The sequence below is a fragment of the Halobacillus shinanisalinarum genome (assembly GCF_022919835.1).
GTDB classification, from domain to species: Bacteria; Bacillota; Bacilli; order Bacillales; family Halobacillaceae; genus Halobacillus_A; species Halobacillus_A shinanisalinarum.
Genome location: NZ_CP095074.1, coordinates 1,718,655 through 1,740,784 on the forward strand (window position 1 = coordinate 1,718,655; position 22,130 = coordinate 1,740,784).

Consider the following 22,130-nt stretch of genomic DNA (forward strand, 5'->3'; position numbering starts at 1 on the left):
ACAGTCCCGAAATGTGGATATATGCAATTAATGAGAATTTCGTGCAATTAGTCGCTAGAATTTCCTCCGTACAACTCAACAAAGAACAAAATCGCGGGGCGCCCCGGTAGACACGACAGTGGAAGTTCGGCTAAAACCGAAACGTCCTGTTTCAACGCCGAACGACCCCACGTCCTGTGGGCCACGGAGGCGATTGACTAGTCTTTCGTGTCTTACGCGTTTAAGCTGGATGTAGCTAACTTCATGTAAGCTTATCCACAGGCAAATAGTTTTATAATTTCCTGGACGAAAAAGAAACCACTAACCCTGGGGCTAGTGGTTTTCACATTAAGAAGTTGTCAGCAATGTTGGATAAAGCGGGAAGCGGGCTGTCAGCTTCTGTACACGTTCAGCTACTTCCTTCAGTTTATCAGCATCTTCATGATTTTTCAGTGTGTATGCAATTTGTTCCGCGATTTCTTCCATTTCTTTTTCTTTGAAGCCGCGGCTTGTAACAGCAGCTGTACCGATACGGATTCCGCTCGTTACAAATGGGCTTTCTGGATCAAATGGAATCGCGTTTTTATTTGTCGTAAGGCCAACTTCGTCTAGTGCTTTTTCTGCTACTTTCCCTGTGAGGCCGAGGGTTTGCAGGTCGAGCAGCAATAAGTGGTTGTCGGTGCCGCCGGATACAAGGCGAACGCCGTTTTTCTTAAGAGATTCCGCCAGCTGTTTGGCGTTGGCGATCACTTGACGGGAATATTGCTTGAATTCCGGTTCGAGTGCCTCTTTGAAAGAAACGGCTTTTGCTGCAATTACATGCATAAGTGGACCGCCCTGCATGCCCGGGAATACGGATTTGTCAATTTTCTTAGCGAATTCTTCTTCACAAAAGATCATGCCGCCGCGTGGGCCGCGTAACGTTTTATGTGTTGTCGTCGTTACGAAATGGGCGTGCGGAACTGGATTTGGATGCAAACCGGAAGCAACGAGTCCGGCTATGTGGGCCATATCGACTAATAAATAAGCACCAACCTCATCGGCAATTTCTCTGAATTTAGCAAAATCAATTTCGCGTGGATAGGCACTTGCCCCAGCGACGATCAACTTGGGTTTCACTTCTTTCGCTTTTGCTAAAACGGCATCATAATCAATTTGTTCATGATCTTTTTCGACCCCATACTCTTCAAAATCGTAAAGAGTACCACTGAAGTTTACCGGGCTGCCGTGAGTGAGGTGGCCGCCGTGGTTCAAGTTCATGCCAAGTACCTTGTCTCCAGGCTTAAGAACAGTAAAGTAAACAGCCATGTTCGCTTGGGCACCGGAGTGCGGCTGGACGTTAACATGCTCAGCACCAAATAGTTCCTTAGCACGATCTCTTGCCAGGTTCTCAACAACATCGACGTGTTCACAGCCGCCATAGTAGCGGCGCCCTGGATAACCTTCTGCATATTTGTTCGTTAAGACTGATCCCATTGCCTCCATAACAGCTTCGGAAACGAAATTCTCAGAAGCGATCAGCTCAATATTATGGTTTTGACGATCTTTCTCATCCTTAATGGCTGCAAACACTTCTGCATCTGTTGATTTAACGTGTTCCATGATTGAATTCCCCTCTCAAATTACTTTACTCTTCGTAAACAGCTCGGGCCCCACCAACAAATGGCGGGCGGGTGCAAGCTACCGTGACATGTGCTTCCCCAACTACTTTTTGCTCAAGGCGAAGCGGTACAGCGATGCGCTTCAGATGCATTCCAATTAGTGTATCTCCAATGTCTACTCCCGCATCCGCTTCAACTGCTTCAACCAAAACAGGCTCCTCCATCTGTTTATAAGCATAAGCGGCCATTGAACCACCTGCTTCTGGAACGGGAATAGCCGCTACTTCTTTGTAGTTATGCTCCTTTTGCACAGATCGTTCAATGAGGAGTGAACGATTTAGGTGTTCACAGCATTGAAATGCGATGTCAATTCCTTTTTGTTCAGTGAGCTTCTGCCATTCATTATACACAACTTCGGCAATTGCTTCACTGCCTGAAGTGCCTATTCTTTCCCCAGCTATTTCGCTAGTCGAGCATCCAATGACAAGCAGACCGTTTTTAATATGGCCGCTTTCCAACAACTGTCTGACAACGGAAGCTACCTCCTGTTGAATGGCTTGTACATCAGTCATATGCCCATCTCCTTTTTTTGTGGCTAAAGCTATTTTTTAAAAAAGAGAAGCACTCTAACTTCTCCAAAATATTTTATCTACACGGTCATTCTATCATATTTTTCAAAATTCTTCGTTGGGTATGTATGCCCAAAAATAGGAGACGAGCTTAGCAGCAAAGATTGGTCTCTTCTCTATCTAATCGCTCACTTGATACGCTCGAAAATTTTAGTGCATTCTTAGAAGCACAGCTACTTCTTTTCACCGCGGGAATTTTAACTGGACCGCGGTAATCGAAAAACGGCCGCGGAAACTAAAAATTAGCCGCGAAAGATGTAAGGATGAAAATTATCTGAATCTCTTTCGATCTAAATGTCCCTCTACGCTTTTCGTCTGTCCAGCTCCAAAGAAAAGACCTTCGCGACATAAGCAATCTGGCTCCGTGAAGAAGATCACTTCACTATGCCATCTTGATTTTGCGTTTCAGGTCTAAACGCCCCTTCTACGCTTTTCTTCCTTCATACTCTGTAATCTTCCCTACTCGCTTTTCATGACGGCCAGCTTCGTAATCGGTTTCAAGCCACGTACGGGCAATTTCCTTAGCGAGCCCTGGTCCTATGACACGTTCCCCCATGCAGAGGACATTGGAGTTGTTGTGCTCACGAGTGGCTTTTGCTGTGAACAGGTCATGGACGAGGGCAGCGCGAATGCCGTTGACTTTATTGGCTGAAATGGACATGCCGATACCTGTCCCACAAATCAGAATCCCTCTATCAAATTCCCCGCTGGCAACACGTTCTGCGGCTGGAATGGCGTAATCCGGGAAGTCCACAGATGTTTCGCAGTCACAGCCGATATCTTCAAATTCTATATGTAATTCATCTAATACCTCAGCTACTTCGCGGCGTAGATTCACGCCACCATGATCGGATGCTATAATCACTTTCATTGGATCGACACTCTCCTCAATCTTGTTATTTGTTTATTCTACCGCAGTTGACGGGGCAAGAAAACCCTCTGCAGGAGATCTTAATCAATCGTTTGATTAATTGTTTTTGTTGGATAGTTTTTTCAACAGAAGGTCGATATGCTCATTGAGTTCATCACGTGTCTCCCTATATACTTGGACACTTTTGCCGTAAGGGTCTGTGATGTTTAAGCTTGGAATTTCGGCTTCCAGTTGTTGAATCACTTTTATTTCATTTGAAAGTTCTTTACGAAGGCGTTTTTCAACTTCAGCTTCGGTCAGGTCTTCTTCCATATTACTTAAATGAAAGATCCGTTTTTCCTCAAAAGAGGTATAAAGGTTCTTGAGCTGCTGCCAGTGCTCCTCATCGATGAGAACGTATTCTTTTAAGGTATAAAATTTAGTTTGCTCCTCAGGGTACTGCAATGCCAGTGTTTGTTTATGTTTATCGGTCATCGTTAATACGACGTCCGCCCATTTGAGAAGGTCCTCGTTAACTGAGGTTGAAGAATGATTGAAGGAAAGTCCCATTTCACTTAACACATGGTCTGTTCCTTCTGATAATGGTTGTCCGTCTCCTGCAAAAATTCCTGCTGAACGAACGTCAATGTCATTATTTTTAAACTTTAAAAGAGCCTCAGCCATAGGGCTGCGGCAAGTATTCCCTGTGCATACAAATAAAAGGTTCATGTCGATTCACTGCTCCTCACCTGAGGCGTTTTTATTTATCATATCACATTTATTTCGGAAAAAAATAGTTTAGAAAATGGCGTAAAGGCCAAGCGCACACAGTATGCTCCCACCTAGCAATTCACTATATGTTCCCAGCAGCCCGCTTGCTCGTCTGCCTATGATAAAACCTGCCCATGTAAGCACAGTGCTAGCAAGTCCAAAAGACAGGATCGAAATGATAATGGCTGTATCGTTAAGACCGAGGCTGAACCCCACAGGAAAACTGTCAATGCTTACACTTACAGCAAATATCCACAGACCGGCGCCGACGATTGTATGGGCGGCGGATCGTTTTTCCGCAAAGGATGCAAAAATGGTGTATAAACCAAGTCCGAGCAATAAGAAACCCCCTGCCACCGAGGCCCACGTGCTAGCACTAGCCGAAAGCCAGATGCCTAGAACCATTCCAAGGCCGGGCATAAGCATATGAAAAATTCCAACGACGATGCCCGCAAAGAAAGCGTGTTTTAGCCTTACTGCCTGCATGCCCATTCCAAGAGATACAGAAAAAGCATCCATGCCAAGTGCAAACGAAAGCAACATTAACGACGCCACGTGTTCAACCATCATGAGAAAGCCCCCCTCCGGACATGCTATGCGGAATATGGGGCAAGTATGTTTGCTACTGACTCACTTTTTGAACGGCTGCTTTTGTTAAACGGTTCATAATCGCAGCGCCTACTCCGTGCTCGGGGAAGGTTTCACACAAAATCACATCGATATCCGATTTTTTAAACTGCCTTAAAGCTCCGTATAAATTGCCGGCTACTTCAGTCAAATTCTGCTTGGACCCGCACGAAAGAACTTTATTGTGGTCTAATTCTGCTGCAAGCTCACTACTTGCAATGACACCAACACGCTTGTCTGTTGCTTTCAATTGATTCACTTGATTCTGAAAAAACTCCCCATTCCCATCGACAAGCCATAGTGGGGCTTCCGGTGCATAATGGGTATATTTCATGCCCGGAGACTTTGGTTGGGTTTCCTGATTAGCCAGCGCCGGATCAATAATAATATTAGGTATAAATGGCTGTAAGTCTTCCTTTGTAACTCCTCCAGGCCTCAGAATGATCGGAATTTCTGCGGTACAATCAAGTACGGTTGATTCGAGGCCGACCCCTGTAGGACCGCCGTCAACGATCCCGGCAATCCGTCCATCGAGATCCTGACTAACATGAACAGCTTCCGTTGGGCTAGGACGCCCTGACCGATTGGCACTCGGAGCAGCTAAAGGCTTTCCCGTTGCTGTTAAAATGCTCAGTGCCACAGCGTGATTCGGCATGCGTATGGCAATCGTCGGCAAGCCTGCGGTTACGTTCGAAGCGGCTGTGCCCTTGCTTGGCAAGATCAGCGTTAACGGGCCCGGCCAGAAATTGTCCATTAACTTATGCGCAATCGGCGGGATCGATGACACGAGCTCCTCGACTTGCGATTTGTCGGCAACATGAACAATCAGTGGATTATCTGCCGGCCGACCCTTTGCATCAAAAATCCGTTGAACCGCTGCCTCATTCGTTGCATCTCCCCCGAGTCCATAGACTGTTTCTGTCGGAAAAGCAACGACCTGCTGTTGACAAAGCAACTCAGCCGCTTCTCTAACTGCCGGATCGTGTTCCGTTACATTTGTGGATAGCTTCCAATACTGTGTAGTTATATTCATGCCTGGCTCTCCTTTTCAACACGTTTACTACCATTAATTATGAATAATTCGGCGAATAATCGCAAATTCAGTCACTACTAACAGGTTATCCTCAACTTACACACAGTTTTATCCACATATCCAGTGTTTTTAAGGTGAATATCTTCTACAAGTTTAAAGTGTATCCACATGTTATCCACAAATTTTTATATAATTGTGAATAACCACCTAACTTATCCACGTTGATCGTTGTTAACTTTATATATCCACAACTGTCCCTTCTCATCATTACACTCAAACTGTTGATGGGCGAGTAAATGGTTGAGATCTTTCGAGTGACTCTCGACCTGCAGCTCGTGAACGTCTTCTTCTTTCACATAATCTTGAATCAATTCAAAGACATATAAGATACCAGCCTTTGAAACGTCACCTGCCACATGGAGCTGTCGCAGCCGGCTGACCCCCTTCTCTTGTTCTGCCAAAATAAACGATCCTACCTCCTGATCATCTTTTTTAATCAGATATCCACATTCTCCACCTTGTTTAAGTTTTAATTTTTCAATATGCATAAAAAAATCTCCCCTTTCTAGTATAGGTTCAAAAAGCTGCCGAATGGAGCTAGAAGCCGACTTATAATTTGGCAACTTTTTGAACGACCTTTCTACTACTCTATGAATAATGGGAGAGTAAATATGCTAGGATACGATTTTTTTCCAGAGTTTTACGAGAATGAATTCCACTTCTTTCTTCTCGGGTTCTTTTGCCTGCTCAGAATCTTGTTCAGCATCCTTTTCTTCCGCGTGAGCAACCGTTGACCCATTAGAGAAGTCCAAGAAGCAAAGTGGTGGAAATAGAACACACCACCAATTGTCGCCTTCCCCTTCACCGAGCGTGATTAGAATCGCTTCATATTCCCCAGCTGGGTAAATGTACGAGCCATAGAGCTTCGTCGGAAATTCGACCTGTTTGCCATACTTCACTTGATAACTTTGCTCGCTTCCTGCTTGTTCAATTGTTTCTTTTACAATGGTATCTATGTTTTGCAGTCTTGACTGGATTAACGACCGAGCCGCTTCGATAGAGGTAAGATCCTCCACCCACTTCGTAATTTCAGCATTAACCGCATCGCGCACATCGCGTTTAAGCTCTTGCGCTTTTTTATCATTGCTATCAGCTAATATTCTCAAACGAATCGCCTCGTCTGGAATGACTTGATATTGTGAACTTGAGGATGCACCACTCATATGTCCCCAAGGTAAAATCGATAAAGCTATTAAAACCGCTGCTGTAGTAAGAATTATTTTTTTCATAAAAAAATCCCTCCCTGTTACTGGCTAGTATGGGCGGGGAGGAAATCTTTTAAACATGAAATCTATTAATCTGATCAGAAAATGAGTTAGGGAGGTAGATTCATGACAGCCCCCTTGATCGAAGCTGTCTAGTCAGCCAATTTAGCAAAAATCATCCGATCTTTTTTGTTGATATCCTTCTCGATTTGGACATCATAGCCGAGTAATTTTCTTTCAATCAGACTTTTGACCACTTCACCTTGCTCATGGCCGATTTCAAAAGCAATCAAGGATGGCGATAACTTGTATCGAACGATTTGGTCTAGGATTGTTCGATAGGCAGCCAATCCCTCTTCCTCAGCAAACAGCGCAAGTGAAGGGTCGAAGTTTTCCACTGTATCAGAAAGTTTTTCAGAAAAAGCAATATAAGGTGGATTTGAGATAATCACATCCACCGGCTGTTGTTTGATCGGCTCGAGGAAATCCCCTTGAAAAAACTCGATATCAGCGTTGAGTGTGTCAGCATTTTGCTTCGCGACTTCGATGGCTTCCGCGGAAAGATCTGTCGCTAAAAGCTGGCTGGAAGGACACTCAAGCTTCAAGGTAATGGCGATGATCCCGCTCCCTGTACCAAGGTCAACAATCACGGGCGACTCCAGCTTCATCTTTTGAAGTGTACCGAGAATGAGTTCTTCCGTTTCTGGCCTCGGGATCAGCACATGGCGATTAACAGTAAAATCTCGCCCATAAAACGGTGCTTCTCCCATTAAATGTTGGACAGGAACACCCGTATAAACATGTTTCTCCACGGCCTTTATAAACCATGCCTGCTTCTGTTCTGGAAAAGGATCATGTTCATATGCGAGCAGCTGTGAGAAAGACAGCTCAAGTGTATGCTCAAGCAGCAAGTCGACCACTCGAACTTCGCGGCTTGACTTTTGTAAAAAAAGAGAAGCCCAGCGTCGGGCTTCCTGAATCGTAGCAAACGGCGCTTGCTCGTTACTCACCGATAGACTCCAGCTTCTTCGTCTGCTCTTCAATAAGCAGAGCTTCGAGGATTTCGTCCATATTGCCTTGCAGAACTTGGTCAAGCTTCTGCAGCGTCAGGCCGATACGGTGGTCTGTCACACGTGTTTGTGGGAAATTATACGTACGAATACGCTCAGAACGATCCCCTGTTCCAACCGCTGACTTACGACTTTCATCAAATTCTGCTTGCTGCTCCTGCTGAAACTTATCGTAAACGCGCGCTCGTAGCACTTTCATCGCTTTTTCTTTGTTCTTTATTTGTGATTTCTCATCCTGACAGGACACGACGATTCCGGTCGGCTCATGCGTCAAACGTACGGCAGACATGGTCGTATTTACACTCTGGCCGCCTGGGCCGCTTGAGGCAAACGTGTCGACGCGAATATCCTTGTCGTGGACCTCGACTTCAACTTCTTCGGCTTCCGGCATAACGACGACAGTTGCCGTTGATGTATGAATCCGTCCGCCAGATTCCGTTTCAGGAACACGCTGAACACGATGGGCGCCATTTTCGAATTTCATTTTCGAATAGGCACGATCGCCGTTAATCATAAAAATGATTTCTTTGTAGCCGCCGACATCATTGGCATTCGCTTCAATGACTTCCGCTTTCCAGCCTTGAGATTCCGCGTATCTTGCATACATACGGTAAAGGTCACCCGCAAATAAAGCCGCTTCATCTCCCCCGGCTGCTCCGCGAACTTCCATAATTACGTTTTTATCATCATTAGGATCACTTGGAAGCATAAGAACTTTCAAACGCTCCTCAAGCTGTGTCTTCCGCTCGGAAAGCTCGTTGATTTCCTCTTTCACCATTGCTTCCATTTCGCCATCAAGGCTGTCATCAAGCATGACCTTTGCATCATCAAGCTGCTCTGCCACTTCCTTATACTCACGGTACGCTGTCACCGTATCCTGTAAACCTGATTGTTCTTTTGAATATTCACGTAGTTTATTCGTATCCGAAATCACTTCCGGATCACTAAGTAATTCATTTAATTTTTCATATCGATCTTCAAGTGTTTGCAAACGTTCGATCAATGGTATGCACCTCTTTCTCCATAACAGTCTAATTATATTATAGAGAGGATAGGGTTACAACCACATCCCTCTTAAAAACGGGCTCGCCCTCATCGAGAATTGCACATAATCGGGGATAATTGCGCGATTTTTATTAATTGCCTAATTTCCGATGTTAATTGCACGAATTAGACGATTCATTGCATATTTACATGAAAGCAGCCTCAGGACGCGAAAACCCCGGCCCGCTGCTACCTAATTTTCACATTTATATTATAGCGGGGCACAGCACTATACACAGAATCCTTAATTTGCTCGCTCCAATCCATTTCCTCATCACTGCTTAATTCGCGATCAACACTAACTGTCACCCACGCTTGACCCGCTTCAATAATGACACGTTTCACCGTAACCCCTGGAACTTGGTTGGCCGCCTCTTTCATCATTTCACGGTCCTGCTTTAGTCCCCACGTATCACCGACTCGATCCATCGAACGCGGATTTTCATATTCTGCATCTGATGTGTTTTCATCCTGCAGACTCATATTCTCTATGTCCTCACGGTTCGTGCTTCCCTGAAAGTTATCATATTGCTGGCCGCATGCCGCCGTTATCAATGTCATCATTACAAGTGCTCCAATTATTCGAACCATCTCACACACCTCTTCTCTTTTTCTGTAGTTTCTACAGAGATGAAAAGGATTATGCGTAGCTTGCAATCTTTATTATTAAACAAAAAACCCGCTAACGCCTAAGTTAGCAGGTTTGTACAGTCAAACGTATTTTTCAGTGTGGGCTTTCACTTGCGCTTGCCTGGGTTTATTTGGGACCTCATGATGATGACGGCACCTCGGCTCGTACGATTCCGAAGCCCCAACGAAAATAATCGGATCATCATAGGAAGCTGGCTTCCCGTCGATCAGGCGCTGCGTGCGGCTGGCTGGAGACCCGCACACAGGGCAAATGGCATTCAGCTTTGTAACACTTTCACTTAAGGCCATAAGTTCAGGAACTTTCCCGAACGGCTCCCCGCGAAAGTCTGTATCCAGTCCTGCCGCAATGACACGAATGCCGCGATCAGCAAGACATTCGACCACTTCAATAATATGGTCGTCAAAAAATTGCACTTCATCTATACCAACGAGGTCCACCTCATCGTCGACCTCATCAAGAATTTCAAGTGACTCAGATACAGGTCTTGCAAGGACAGATGTTCCGTTGTGTGACACGATGGAATCATCTTTATATCGGTTATCAATGGCGGGTTTAAATACACGAACAGACAAGTTTCCGTATGTAGCTCGGCGTACTCGGCGGATCAGTTCCTCCGATTTTCCACTGAACATACTACCGCAAATCACTTCTACCCATCCGCTCTGTTTCATTACATACACGTCCACTGTCGCTCCCTTCTCCACTCTAAAGCACACCTATTTTTGACAAAAAAAGCTCCCACCATGTAATCGTACTGATCATCACAATAGGGATACTCTCTTTTTCAGCTGCGGCGCCCAGACACGCAAGACTAGCCGTTCGCCTCCATGGCCCCACAAGACGTGGGGTTGTCGTGTCTACCCGGACGCCTCCGCTTTTCCTTTAACAAAAAAACAGGCAAACGGGAAGACAATTTGCCTGTTCTTGCTCAAAATTATGCAGTGTACATCCTAAACGATGCCCACTCATTATTATGAAAGGTTATATTTTTTCTTGAAGCGATCCACACGGCCGCCAGCTTTGTCAGCTTTTTGTTTGCCTGTGTAGAATGGATGAGACGCTGAACTAATTTCAACACGGATTAGTGGGTATGTGCTCCCATCTTCCCATTCAATTGTTTCTTCAGATCCTTGTGTAGATCCGCCTAGAAATTTGAAATCAGAACTTGTGTCAAGGAATACGACTTTACGGTATTCTGGATGAATTCCTGCTTTCATGATTCTTCCACTCCTTTTTGCCCTGAGTCCTTCAGAAACAGAGTTATTGTAAGAGCCGTCGAAGGTTAGTACATACACCTTTTACTGAAACTCACATAGAAAGATTATATCAGTCTATCCTGTCCAATGCAACAGCATGGATCAATCCCTTTTTATGGAAAGGCTGTTTTCTAAAAGATTGTTGTTTTTGACGAAAAAACTATAAACTGCGCCATTATTTAAAATGAACGGTGCTTCCACCCGCTCTGGAAATACACTTCGTTTTCCGCGGGCGAGCGGCAAGCCTCCTCGAGCAAAGCCCTGTGGGGCCGCGGAAAGCGACTGCTCGAAGCGGAAATCAACCTTGCTGTTGGATGAATTTTATATCAACTGCGATGGTTAAAGAACAACAAAATTTACGAAAAGAGCCTATGGAAAAAAGATTAGCTGCGACGGCCTTGTGCTGCTTTCCCCTTCATATTCATATCCTTGTCCATTAGATCGAAAAACTCTTCGTTCGTTTTCGATGAACGCAGTCTGCGCAGGAAGCGGTCGGTAAAGTCATGGGAATCAGTAAGTGCTTTACGGATTGCCCACACTTTATCAAGCTCGGCTTTCGGTAAGAGGAGCTCTTCTTTTCTCGTTCCCGAACGCTTAATATCGATGGCTGGGAAAATGCGGCGCTCGGCTAGGCTGCGATCAAGATGCAGCTCCATATTCCCTGTTCCTTTAAATTCTTCATAAATCACATCGTCCATACGTGAACCTGTGTCCACAAGTGCTGTTGCCAAAATGGTAAAGCTGCCGCCCTCTTCAATATTTCGAGCCGCGCCGAAGAACCGCTTTGGACGGTGAAAAGCTGCCGGATCGATCCCCCCGGAAAGTGTACGGCCGCTCGGCGGAATAACCAAGTTGTACGCACGGGCAAGCCGTGTGATGCTATCCATTAAGATAATGACGTCACGCTTATGTTCAACGAGACGCATGGCCCGCTCAAGGACTAGTTCGGCCACTTTAATATGGTTTTCCGGTACTTCGTCAAAGGTTGAGCTGACAACATCAACATCTGGCGCTACGGAGCGTTCAATATCGGTCACTTCCTCTGGACGCTCATCAACGAGTAATATAATCAACTTCGAATCAGGGTGATTGGTTGAAATACTGTTGGCCATTTGCTTAAGCAGCATCGTTTTTCCCGCTTTAGGTGGAGCAACAATTAATCCACGCTGCCCATACCCAACCGGTGCCATCAAGTCCATAATTCGAGTGGAAAGCTTCTTGCTTTCTGTTTCAAGCTTCATGTGACGATCTGGATAGAGTGGGGTTAATGCAGGAAAATGAACACGTTCCTTCGCTGAATCAGGGTCTTCACCATTAACAGCATCTACGTGAAGCAAGCCGTAATAGCGTTCATTTTCTTTGGGTGGACGTACTTTCCCACTGACTTTATCACCATTTCGCAAATCAAATCTGCGAATTTGCGAAGCGGAAATATAAATATCTTCAGCACTTGGTGAATAATTAATTGGACGAAGGAACCCAAAGCCCTCGGAAGGAATGATTTCTAAAATACCATCCATAAATAGAAAGCCATCTTTCTCTGCCTGTGCTTTTAAAATCGCAAAAATCAACTCTCGCTTTGTTAGCTTAGCATAATAGGAAACTTTGTACTGTTTCGCCAAAGAGTAGAGTTTCTTTAAGGTCATGTCTTCTAAATTGGATATCGTTAGTTCTGCCACAAAATCACCACTTTAATTGTTTTTATCGGAAGCAGCTGCTGCTTAGAACATCGCTTTTATCGAAGGAAAGCGAATACTTTCTAGCAAGGTGCTTGCGTTTTTGTAAATCTTGAGATTGTTTGTATACCAGAGTAAGCCTTCTACCAATCTATGTGATTCAAGTAGGAGCACTAGTTGCCCTTTTGGAAATAGAATGAAGAAACAAGAGGGATGTGAAGCTTACAGAGGTTGAGCTTATTTTTTGATGTTCTATCTTTTGCTTGTAAACCTACCTTATTGTACATCTAGTAATCATGTCGGTTCAAGAGGTTTTTTTGGCAAGTTGTCAGAGGGTAAAAAGTAGGATGAGGGAGACCTATTCCTAGCATCTCCCGTTAGACCATTACTTAATCACTAAATTAGGTTTCTTCTTAAGGCTGTGATCACCATCAATAAAACGGACGGTTCCTGATTTCGCACGCATGACGACCGTTTGAGTCGTTGCTTTTTGTCCTTTAAATTGGACGCCTTGAAGAAGTTCCCCATCTGTCACACCTGTGGCCGCGAAAATGGCATCATCCCCGCCACAGAAATCATCCATGTAGAGAACTCTGTTGATATCTTCAATTCCCATGTCCTTACATCGTTTCAATTCTTCATCATTTGAAGGAATAAGTTTCCCTTGAATTTCACCACCGAGGCATTTTAAAGCAACAGCGGCAAGCACCCCTTCTGGCGCTCCACCTGATCCGAATAAAATATCAACACCAGTATCGTCAAAGGCTGTATTAATCGCTGCAGCCACGTCCCCATCTGAGATTAGCTTGATACGAGCTCCCGCTGCCCGAATCTCTTCAATGATTCCTTCATGGCGTTCTCTATTTAAAACAATCGCCACAACATCTTCAATCTCTTTGTTCTTCGCTTTAGCTACGGCTGCAAGGTTATCAGCCACAGACGCATTGATGTCAACTTCTCCAACGGCTTCAGGGCCAACTGCAATTTTTTCCATATACATATCTGGTGCATGCAAAAGCTGATTATGATCGGCAATAGCAATGACTGCCAGCGCATTCCATGTCCCTTGAGCAACAATATTGGTTCCTTCAAGTGGATCAACAGCTACGTCAACTCTCGGACCAAAGCCATTCCCGAGCTTCTCGCCAATGTAAAGCATCGGAGCTTCATCCATTTCTCCTTCACCAATGACAACCTTCCCCTTCATCGGGATGGTGTCAAATACATCGCGCATAGCTGAGGTAGCTGCATCATCTGCCTCGTCTTTCTTTCCTCTTCCCATCCAGCGTGCCGATGATAAGGCAGCTGCCTCTGTTACTCTTACTAGTTCCATTGATAAACTTCTTTCCATGGTTCATTCTCCCCATTCTTTATATAGAATTTTTTCCTCATCTCCCCATGGAAATGATGTCTTAGCAAAAAATTCATTTCTCGATTTGTGCAATGCCTTGAAAATCTGCTTTTCTCCCTGTCTAGCTACAAGGGGCAGACCTTCGCGACATAAGCAGTTCGCCTCCGTGAAGGAAAACCACTTCACTGCAGCGCTCTGCTTATGCGTTTCAGGTCTAAACGCCCCTTTCCGCTTTTCTTCCTGTCTAGCTACAAGGGGCAGACCTTCGCGACATAAGCAGTTCACCTCCGTGAAGGAAAACCACTTCACTGCAGCGCTCTGCTTATGCGTTTCAGGTCTAAGCCGCCCCTTTCCGCTTTTCTTCCTGTCTAGCTGCAAGGGCAGACCTTCGCGACATAAGCAGTTCGCCTCCGTGTGGTAAGGGCGCCCCACTGCGCCGCCCTGCTTATGCTTGTCGTGTCTACCAGGGCGCTTTCGCTTTTCTTAAGAATTCTGGAATTGTTCGACTTCTTCTTCTGACATTTCCTCATACCAGATATTTGCGCCTAGTTCTACTAATTTATTTGTAATGTTTTCATATCCTCGTTCGATGTGGTCTACGCCAGTGATTTCAGTTACTCCCTTTGCCATCAGACCAGCAATAACTAATGCGGCTCCTGCCCTTAAGTCCGAGGCTTTCACCTTTGCCCCTTCAAGCCGGGAAGGACCGGCGACGATTGCTGCACCGCCTTCGACTTTAATTGAAGCATTCATTCTTCGTAATTCATCGACATGCTTAAATCTAGCTTGATAAATCGTATCCGTGACGACACCTGTACCTTCAGCTTTTGTCAGTAATGTCGTGAATGGTTGTTGTAAATCAGTCGGAAAGCCGGGATACACAAGGGTTTTAATGTCAACACTCTTGATCTTCTCGCCCGGTCTAATATAGAGCTGTTCATCATTCTCCTCAATCGTTACACCCATCTCACGCAGTTTTGCCAAAAGGGATTCAAGGTGCTGCGGAATCACGTTATCGATGATCATCTCTTCGCCTTGAGCGGCAGCCATGATCGTATAGGTTCCTGCTTCAATCCGATCCGGAATAATCGTATGCAGACAGCCGTTAAGCTCCTCTACCCCTTCAATACGGATCACGTCTGTTCCCGCACCTTTTATTTTCGCACCCATGCTTGTCAAGAGTGTGGCTACATCAATAATTTCAGGTTCTTTAGCAGCATTTTCAATGGTAGTTTTTCCTTTGGCTTTGACAGCGGCAAGCATAATATTAATGGTTGCGCCGACACTGACTACGTCTAAATAAATCCTTGCACCGCGCAGTTCTTTTGCACGTAAATAAATTGCACCTTGTTCGTTGGTCACTTCAGCGCCAAGTGCTTCGAATCCTTTAATGTGTTGATCAATTGGACGTGGCCCAAGGTGGCATCCGCCAGGCAATCCAATGACGGCTTTATTAAAGCGTCCAAGCATAGCCCCCATAAAATAATAAGAGGCACGCAGTTTTTTAACACGACCATTCGGAAGCGGCATTGAAATCATTTCGGATGGCTCAATTTCAATCGTTTGCCCATCACGGCGGACGGTGCCTCCGATTTCCTCAAGCAATTCAGAAAGGGTCCCTACATCTGAAATGCTTGGAAGTCCTTCAATCGTTACTTTTGAGTTCGCCAAAATCGCGGCAGGCAATAGAGCAACGGCACTGTTTTTCGCTCCACTTACGCGTACTTGTCCACGCAAGCGGGTTCCGCCTTCTACTAGTAGTTTTTTCATGAGAAACCCCTCGCTTTAAAGGTAAAGATTATATCTTTATTATGTGCAATTTTTGCCAAATGACTCTTTATTTTTGATTATTCCAGTCATTAAGGAATTTTTCTATACCTTGGTCAGTCAAAGGATGTTTAACGAGTTGGCCAAAAAGCTTAAATGGAACCGTTGCAATGTGGGCTCCATTCAATGCTGCATCTGTTACGTGGACCGGGTGGCGAACAGATGCGGCAATGATCTCTGTATCAAGTGCATGACGGTCGAAAATTTCAGCAATTTGAGCAACAAGTTCCATTCCATTGTGGCCAATGTCATCAAGACGTCCAAGGAAAGGTGATACGTAGGACGCTCCTGCCCGTGCCGCAAGTAGTGCCTGATTGGCAGAAAATATAAGGGTTACATTTGTTTTAATGTTCAAATCGCTCAAGGCTTTTACGGCCTTCAACCCATCCAGTGTCATCGGGACTTTTACCGTGATATTTGGGGCGATGGCTGCAAGTTCTTTCGCTTCCTTAAGCATACCCGCAACATCCAGTGAGATCACTTCAGCACTTACTGAACCATCGACTTCCTCGGTGATTTCTTTTAAACGATCGTGAAAAGAAACGCCTTCTTTCGCAACTAAGCTTGGGTTTGTCGTTACCCCATCCAGCACTCCTAAAGCGTTTGCTTCTTTTATCTCATTAATATTAGCCGTATCTACGAAAAATTTCATTTTAAACACCTCTCCAATGTCGAAATATGTCACTTGGTTGCGTTTTCATACATGTTGAAAAGGAAACCGCTACTTGGTAACGGCTTCCTTGGACGTGCATAGTTATGCTTTTTGAGAAGAACCAAATTCACGCATTTTGCCGATGACAGTTTCTTTAATCGCGTCACGGCCAGGTCCCAAGTATTTACGAGGGTCGTATTGTTCCGGCTGCTCAGCAAGAACTTTACGTACCGCTTTACCTTGAGAAATCTGGTTTTCTGTGTTTACGTTAATTTTTGCTGTACCGAAAGAAATCGCCTTTTTAACATCTGCTGTTGGAATACCTGTTCCACCGTGAAGTACAAGTGGTTTGTCAACAAGTCCCATGATTTCTTCCATGCGGTCGAAGCCAAGGTTCGGTTCACCTTTGTACGGACCGTGAACAGAGCCTAAAGCAGGTGCGAATACGTCAACATCTGTTTCGTCAACGAGTTGTTTACACTCGGAAGGAATCGCATAAGCTGCTTCAGCATCATCCACGATAAGGTCATCCTCTTGTCCACCTACACGGCCAAGTTCTGCTTCAACAGATACTCCGTGAATATGAGCTAGCTCAACGACTTTTTTCGTAAGAGCGATATTTTCCTCAAGCGGGTCATGGGAAGCATCGATCATCACAGAAGTAAAACCGGCATGGATGGCTTCCGCACATTTTTCAAAACTTGACCCGTGATCTAAGTGAATCGCAACAGGCACAGTTGTCCCATAAGATTCCATAAGTGATTTAACCATAGCCACAACTACGTTAAATCCGCCCATATAACGTCCGGCTCCCTCAGATACTCCAAGGATAACTGGAGATTGCTCTTCTTCAGCAGCCTGAAGAATCGCTTGAGCATATTCAAGGTTGTTCAAATTGAATTGTCCTACTCCGTAGCGATTCTCTTTAGCTGTTTCTAGCATTTCTTTCATTGAAACTAACGGCATGAAAGGATCCTCCTTTAAATAGAAAACGTCTCGTATCTACTTCCATATTTTCAATTTCCGTACTGAAAAATATGTCGTATAAATAAAGCTACAGTATTAGAATACCAATACCCTCTCTAAGGTGCAACATCGCGAGGATCAGATAGCGCTTTCAATTCGAAAAGTTTTTCTATCATAATTAAATGCCGCCGTTTCATAGCATGAAATAACGTGTTTTTATCTTTTTTTATAAAAAATTTTCTCTTCTTTATAAGAGGATGTTCAAAAAGTCACCAAATGATAAACGGCGCATTTCTTCGTTGCTCGGTTTTTCCGGTCCTCACGTATGAAAGGCATACGGCTTGAGGTCCTCAAAACGTTCGCGCCTCGAACTTCTTGCGACGCGCAAGGAACGTGCTCGTGTCGACTTTAGAATAGGAGGTGACGATCTTTGTCGACGTTCTCATTCGTCAACTTTTTGAACACATAATAAGAATCCACTTCGAAATCACATGTTTCCTAAACAAAATCTGGTCCGTAAATCAACCTCTCAAAAAAATTAAATAAATAAGGCAGAAGGTATGGAAAAACTGCCTCATGTGGAAAGTTCTAGGTACTAAACTCTTTTCGTTTAACCTTCACGTACAAGACAATCTGCTATCATTTGACGAATCGTGTGGATGTCAAATGGTTTTGAGATGACGTGTTGAACAAAGGGATAGTGAGTGTCTTCCTCAATCGAGCTTGCAGAGAGACCTGTCATAATGAAAACAGGCTTATCAAATTGTTCACTGTCTAAATATTTGAGCACCTCTCCACCACTCATTATCGGCAAATTGTAATCCATTAAAATGAGATCCGGGTTATGTTCCATTGCCACTTCACAAGCTTGTTTTCCTGTATTTGCACTAATAGTTTCATATCCTTCGCTTTTAAGAAATTCCTCTAGTAACATTCTAATTCCTGGTTGATCGTCAACAATGAGAATTTTGCTTGTCATAGGTTGTCACAGCCCTTCTTTTTCTAGCCTTAGCTGCCTCGACACTCGCTTATAATCAAACAACTCCTTCTAAAGAGTCCCGGTCCAAAAAGCCATTTGTTATGATATGTCTATAGGAAGCCGCCAACTTTTTTCACTATCCATACCTTTTTCTTTCTCTAGTCTTATATCTTCTATATCAACTCGCAAACTCCTGCAATTTTTGGTAAATGAATCAATTTCATAATTGCTCTTTTTAAAACGCCAAAGACTGGCAGAATATAAGGCTCTTTTCCGAACAGGTTCAAAATGGATTCTTATCCAGCCAAATTTTAGTTTCCGTTTTATAAAGAAGTTTGATCACTTTCTATCCATATTGCTTCACATCGCCCCCTTATCCTGGAGACTCAGCTCCGGGACACTTAGGTCCGTTACGGTATGAGGGCTCGGGGTGGCTGGGAAACGACTCGCTTTCCTGCGGGGGAACCTGGAGTGTTTCCGTTCTTCTCACAAACACAAGGAGGTCCGGGAAATGGCGAGACTCCTGTGGGATAAACATGACAGGTGAGACCCCGGAGGACAGAGTCCGAGGAGGCTCAGCGCATGCCCACGGAAAGCGAGTGATTTCCCGGACCTCCTTCTCTATCCAAGGAAACGGAAACCTATCTCGAGATGGAGTCTTCCAGATCTCTGCCCTTACCTAATAAAAATGATTTCAAATTTCCTACTTGACTAGATTTGGGGAGGTACTTCCTTTTTTGCGTTTTGAATCCCTTGGGCAGAAGGGACTTAAATTATGAAATTTATTCAAATAACAAATTTATATAGAAAAAGGCAAGCCGTAAAGCCTGCCCCTTTACCCTTTATGATTTTTCGTTAATAACAGCTCCGATAAAGCTATGGAACAGCTGTTGTGGGCGTGTCGGTCGTGATTTGAATTCCGGGTGGAACTGGCTAGCGACAAACCATGGATGATCTTCCACCTCAATAATTTCGACTAATCGGCCATCAGGGCTTGTCCCTGAGAAAAGAAAGCCTTTCGCTTCCATTTGTTCACGGTAATGATTGTTAAATTCGAAGCGGTGGCGGTGACGCTCGTAAACCACTTCTTCCCCGTAGGCTTTTATCGCCTTCGTATTTGCCAAAAGGCGAGAAGGATAAACCCCAAGGCGAAGGGTTCCGCCAAGATCAGTAAGTTCCTTTTGTTCTGGTAAAAGGTCGATGATTGGATGCGGTGTAGATGGATCAATTTCAGCTGAATGTGCACCTGTTAATCCCAGTTCATGGCGCGCGAATTCTACCGTAGCCAGCTGCATTCCTAAACAAATGCCGAGGAACGGAACACGCTCTACGCGGGCGTGATGGATCGCAGTAATTTTCCCTTCGATACCGCGGTCGCCAAAGCCTCCTGGCACAAGTACGCCATCCACATCGCTTAGCATTTCGCGAACATTTTGCTCTGTAACCTCTTCGGAATCAATCCATTTCACTTCTACATCTGTATCATAGCTATAGCCAGCGTGTTTGAGTGCCTCTACAACGGAAATGTATGCATCTGGCAGCTCCACATATTTCCCGACTAATCCGATCGTCGCTTTCTCTTTTAGATTTTTCACGTTATCTACAAGCTTGTTCCACTCAGTCATATCAGCAGGATCCGTTTTTAAGCCAAAATGCTGACACGTGAGTTCATCGAGCTTTTGAGCTTGAAGATCAAGCGGTACATTGTATAAAGTATCAGCGTCTCCCGCTTCAATAACCGCTTGCTTATCAATGTCACAGAACAAAGCGATTTTTTCTTTCATGTCTTCAGAAATAGCCATCTCTGTACGTAACACAATAACATCTGGCTGAATCCCTAGCGAGCGAAGTTCTTTTACACTATGCTGGGTAGGCTTTGTTTTCATTTCCCCAGCAGCCTTCAAATATGGGACGAGTGTGCAGTGAAGGTACATGACGTGCTCACGGCCGATATCACTTTTAATTTGACGGATCGCTTCTAAGAACGGAAGAGATTCAATGTCCCCGACGGTTCCACCAATTTCTGTAATGACAACATCAGCGTTCGTCTCATGGCCGGCACGGAAAACACGTCCCTTAATTTCATTGGTAATGTGCGGGATAACCTGCACCGTTCCCCCAAGGTAATCCCCGCGGCGTTCTTTCTTAATAACGTTTGAATAGACTTTCCCTGTTGTTGTATTGCTGAATTTATTTAAGTTAATATCAATAAAGCGCTCATAATGCCCGAGGTCAAGGTCCGTTTCTGCTCCATCTTCTGTTACAAACACTTCCCCGTGCTGGTAAGGACTCATCGTACCCGGATCGACGTTAATGTATGGATCGAACTTCTGAATCGTCACCTTAAGTCCTCTGTTTTTTAATAATCGGCCAAGTGAAGCCGCTGTGATCCCTTTTCCAAGAGACGAGACTACACCGCCTGTTACAAAAATATATTTCGTTGACACAATCATCCCTCTTTCTTTTATAAACTGATCATCTTGGTAGTATTCTCAGGGTGTTGAAAAAATAAAAAAAACGCTCCCCAATAAGGGGAGCGTTTTTGAATGTTAATCAAAATTTAAAGAGCCCAAGTAAAATATTACTCATTCGGACTTTGAAAGTCAACCTTTGGATTCATCTTTCTCGTCTTCATCACCAACGAAGCTGACGTCATCTTCAACGATTTCTTCTTCCTCTTCGTCTAGGTCGTCCTCTTCATAGTCACCTTCGTAATCATCTTCATCGTCATCACCAAGGTCAAGGTCCTCATCAGTCAAATCGATATCCTCTTCCAAGTCATCATCACTGCTATCATCGTAACCAGACTCACCTAATTCATCCTCAAGTAATTTAGATGGTTTCTTTTTCTTCTTCTTTTTCTTTTTACGTTTTTGGGGAAGGTTGGCAATTTCATCTTCCATTTGCTCTACAGAATACCAGCTTCTTAGCCCCCATCTATTTGTTCCAATTGTCATGAATTGACCGTCTACATTTAAATCTGTATAGAACTGGGCAATGTATTCTTCCTTCTGTTTCTCATTGAACCCTTTTAATGAAGCAATACGTTCGAAAATATCGTTAAAATCGATCGCTTCTCCCTTATCCTTAAGAATCATAGTTGCTAGTTCAATCATTGATATTTCCTCTACCTGCTGTTTACTCAGTTCCTTTACACTCACCTTCAAAGCACTCCTTTACTCATCAAATGATCTATTACTTACATCATAGGCATACGGATCACATTTAATCATACCACCCATTATATGGTCACCTTAAACAAAAATCAAATACTCCACCAGAAAAAAGCAGATAAACAAACATTCTACAACGAACCCCTTTTTCTTCCACCTCAGGTCATCCAGAATCTGGATGACCTGAGGTGGAAGAAATCACCATATAAGTAAGCATTCTCATTTGGCGTTCTCTATGTTTTGTCGTAAAATAACAGAAGAGAGTATGAAAAGGAGAGACGATATGAAGACACACCTTTTTGACTGGATCATACTAATTATTATCGTTGTTGCACTTGGTACATGGGCATTTACAAACTACGGCATCATTCACGAGAAACACTTGACCGAAGCAACGGTTACTGAAAAGACTCATGGAGAAAAAGGCTATTTTATAACCGTCGATGATCAAAAACTGCACGTGAAAGACACGAATACTTGGATGGTGCTGACATCTGGTGAAAGCTATGAGATCTCTTATGAGTGGTACGGGAACACCCATCCATATGTTGTAGAAATTAATCAAGCTCATGACGATGACGGTGTCGGCGGCGGTCACTAATAGGAGCTTCAGGCCTGCTTAGGCGGGGCTGACTTCTTCTTTCTTCTATTATGCTAGATTCACGCTGTCGAATGTTATCATAAATTGATCACTTTAAAAGCTGGCCACTAGCCGTAATTGCACGAAAT

Annotated in this window: 23 protein-coding genes; 1 reads left to right on the plus strand and 22 read right to left on the minus strand. The window is 44.3% G+C overall.

Annotated elements, in window-relative coordinates:
• Positions 1 to 327: 327 nt before the first annotated feature.
• The 22 genes from MUO14_RS08555 to rpoE form a co-directional block, all read right to left on the minus strand.
• Entirely contained in the window at positions 328 to 1,581 is a 1,254-nt protein-coding gene (locus tag MUO14_RS08555; RefSeq protein WP_244754817.1) for a serine hydroxymethyltransferase, read from the minus strand.
• 25 nt (positions 1,582 to 1,606) lie between these two features.
• Positions 1,607 to 2,152 carry a TIGR01440 family protein gene (locus MUO14_RS08560; protein ID WP_244754818.1) on the minus strand — a complete coding sequence of 182 codons (546 nt, stop codon included), beginning with the start codon at positions 2,150 to 2,152 and terminating at the stop codon, positions 1,607 to 1,609.
• A gap of 481 nt (positions 2,153 to 2,633) precedes the next feature.
• Positions 2,634 to 3,080, minus strand: a complete 447-nt coding sequence (gene rpiB, locus MUO14_RS08565) for a ribose 5-phosphate isomerase B (protein WP_244754819.1) — start codon at positions 3,078 to 3,080, stop codon at positions 2,634 to 2,636.
• A gap of 96 nt (positions 3,081 to 3,176) precedes the next feature.
• Positions 3,177 to 3,788 (minus strand): low molecular weight protein arginine phosphatase, encoded by a 612-nt coding sequence (locus MUO14_RS08570; protein ID WP_255822178.1) that lies wholly within the window; start codon positions 3,786 to 3,788, stop codon positions 3,177 to 3,179.
• Positions 3,789 to 3,857: 69 nt separating this feature from the next.
• Positions 3,858 to 4,400, minus strand: coding sequence for a manganese efflux pump MntP (locus tag MUO14_RS08575; protein WP_244754820.1), 543 nt, complete (start codon positions 4,398 to 4,400; stop codon positions 3,858 to 3,860).
• Between the two features lie 52 nt (positions 4,401 to 4,452).
• A complete protein-coding gene (locus MUO14_RS08580; protein WP_396265838.1) occupies positions 4,453 to 5,484 on the minus strand; it encodes an L-threonylcarbamoyladenylate synthase in 1,032 nt (343 codons plus the stop codon).
• A 218-nt stretch (positions 5,485 to 5,702) separates the two neighbouring features.
• Positions 5,703 to 6,038, minus strand: coding sequence for a hypothetical protein (locus tag MUO14_RS08585; RefSeq protein ID WP_244754822.1), 336 nt, complete (start codon positions 6,036 to 6,038; stop codon positions 5,703 to 5,705).
• Positions 6,039 to 6,164: 126 nt separating this feature from the next.
• Positions 6,165 to 6,779: a stage II sporulation protein R gene (gene spoIIR / locus MUO14_RS08590; protein WP_244754823.1), complete on the minus strand. Its 615-nt coding sequence runs from the start codon at positions 6,777 to 6,779 to the stop codon at positions 6,165 to 6,167.
• A 128-nt stretch (positions 6,780 to 6,907) separates the two neighbouring features.
• Complete coding sequence (gene prmC / locus MUO14_RS08595) at positions 6,908 to 7,765, minus strand: peptide chain release factor N(5)-glutamine methyltransferase (RefSeq protein WP_244754824.1); 858 nt, start codon at positions 7,763 to 7,765, stop codon at positions 6,908 to 6,910.
• Positions 7,758 to 8,828 carry a peptide chain release factor 1 gene (gene prfA, locus MUO14_RS08600; protein ID WP_244754825.1) on the minus strand — a complete coding sequence of 357 codons (1,071 nt, stop codon included), beginning with the start codon at positions 8,826 to 8,828 and terminating at the stop codon, positions 7,758 to 7,760. Before prfA ends, prmC begins: the two co-directional genes overlap by 8 nt.
• A 230-nt stretch (positions 8,829 to 9,058) precedes the next feature.
• Entirely contained in the window at positions 9,059 to 9,460 is a 402-nt protein-coding gene (locus tag MUO14_RS08605; protein ID WP_244754826.1) for a hypothetical protein, read from the minus strand.
• Positions 9,461 to 9,580: 120 nt separating this feature from the next.
• Complete coding sequence (locus MUO14_RS08610) at positions 9,581 to 10,201, minus strand: thymidine kinase (protein WP_244755520.1); 621 nt, start codon at positions 10,199 to 10,201, stop codon at positions 9,581 to 9,583.
• 291 nt (positions 10,202 to 10,492) lie between these two features.
• Positions 10,493 to 10,738 (minus strand): type B 50S ribosomal protein L31, encoded by a 246-nt coding sequence (locus tag MUO14_RS08615; RefSeq protein WP_244754827.1) that lies wholly within the window; start codon positions 10,736 to 10,738, stop codon positions 10,493 to 10,495.
• Between the two features lie 422 nt (positions 10,739 to 11,160).
• A complete protein-coding gene (rho, locus tag MUO14_RS08620; protein ID WP_244754828.1) occupies positions 11,161 to 12,456 on the minus strand; it encodes a transcription termination factor Rho in 1,296 nt (431 codons plus the stop codon).
• Positions 12,457 to 12,838: 382 nt separating this feature from the next.
• A complete protein-coding gene (gene glpX / locus MUO14_RS08625) occupies positions 12,839 to 13,804 on the minus strand; it encodes a class II fructose-bisphosphatase (RefSeq protein WP_244754829.1) in 966 nt (321 codons plus the stop codon).
• Between the two features lie 3 nt (positions 13,805 to 13,807).
• Entirely contained in the window at positions 13,808 to 14,236 is a 429-nt protein-coding gene (locus MUO14_RS08630) for a hypothetical protein (protein ID WP_244754830.1), read from the minus strand.
• 51 nt (positions 14,237 to 14,287) lie between these two features.
• On the minus strand, positions 14,288 to 15,574 hold the full coding sequence (locus MUO14_RS08635; protein ID WP_244754831.1) for a UDP-N-acetylglucosamine 1-carboxyvinyltransferase: 1,287 nt from the start codon (positions 15,572 to 15,574) through the stop codon (positions 14,288 to 14,290).
• A gap of 67 nt (positions 15,575 to 15,641) precedes the next feature.
• A complete protein-coding gene (gene fsa, locus MUO14_RS08640; RefSeq protein ID WP_244754832.1) occupies positions 15,642 to 16,283 on the minus strand; it encodes a fructose-6-phosphate aldolase in 642 nt (213 codons plus the stop codon).
• Between the two features lie 102 nt (positions 16,284 to 16,385).
• Positions 16,386 to 17,249, minus strand: coding sequence for a class II fructose-1,6-bisphosphate aldolase (fba, locus tag MUO14_RS08645; protein ID WP_244754833.1), 864 nt, complete (start codon positions 17,247 to 17,249; stop codon positions 16,386 to 16,388).
• Between the two features lie 610 nt (positions 17,250 to 17,859).
• Complete coding sequence (locus MUO14_RS08650) at positions 17,860 to 18,228, minus strand: response regulator (protein WP_244754834.1); 369 nt, start codon at positions 18,226 to 18,228, stop codon at positions 17,860 to 17,862.
• Between the two features lie 842 nt (positions 18,229 to 19,070).
• Complete coding sequence (locus tag MUO14_RS08655; protein WP_244754835.1) at positions 19,071 to 20,681, minus strand: CTP synthase; 1,611 nt, start codon at positions 20,679 to 20,681, stop codon at positions 19,071 to 19,073.
• Between the two features lie 150 nt (positions 20,682 to 20,831).
• Positions 20,832 to 21,389, minus strand: a complete 558-nt coding sequence (rpoE, locus tag MUO14_RS08660) for a DNA-directed RNA polymerase subunit delta (protein WP_244754836.1) — start codon at positions 21,387 to 21,389, stop codon at positions 20,832 to 20,834.
• A 295-nt stretch (positions 21,390 to 21,684) separates the two neighbouring features.
• Here rpoE and MUO14_RS08665 point away from each other — a divergent pair, with 295 nt between their 5' ends.
• Positions 21,685 to 22,002: a hypothetical protein gene (locus MUO14_RS08665; RefSeq protein ID WP_244754837.1), complete on the plus strand. Its 318-nt coding sequence runs from the start codon at positions 21,685 to 21,687 to the stop codon at positions 22,000 to 22,002.
• The last annotated feature ends 128 nt before the right edge of the window (positions 22,003 to 22,130 follow it).